This window comes from Bradyrhizobium uaiense (assembly GCF_010811875.1).
In the GTDB taxonomy this organism is placed as follows: domain Bacteria; phylum Pseudomonadota; class Alphaproteobacteria; order Rhizobiales; family Xanthobacteraceae; genus Bradyrhizobium; species Bradyrhizobium uaiense.
In genome coordinates this window covers 1-245 of the sequence record NZ_VKHP01000896.1, presented here as the reverse complement: position 1 = coordinate 245, position 245 = coordinate 1, and the positions used below count along the sequence as shown (strand labels likewise).

Below are 245 nucleotides of genomic sequence, written 5' to 3'. Positions count from 1 at the left end.
AACCGGACGGTCGAGCGCGCGCAGGAGCTCGCCGCGCTCTTGGAAAGCGACGGCATCGCCACTGAAGCCGTCACCGATCTCGACGCCGCGACAGCCGAGGCCGACATCATCACCACCTGCACCCGCTTCAGCGATGGCCGCACCGTGCGGTGGCCGCGCACCAACCAGCGTGCCATCTCGCCGGCGCCGACCACCAGCAGCGTCTCGGCATCCGGCCGCGCCAGATATTTTGCGCCAAGCGCGGA

The 245-nt window shown here is 69.8% G+C and carries 1 pseudogene; it reads right to left on the bottom strand.

Going from position 1 to position 245, the window contains the following annotated elements:
- Positions 1–140: 140 nt before the first annotated feature.
- Positions 141–194: pseudogene (locus tag FNJ47_RS52450) on the bottom strand (hypothetical protein); the annotation flags it as partial.
- Positions 195–245 lie beyond the last annotated feature (51 nt).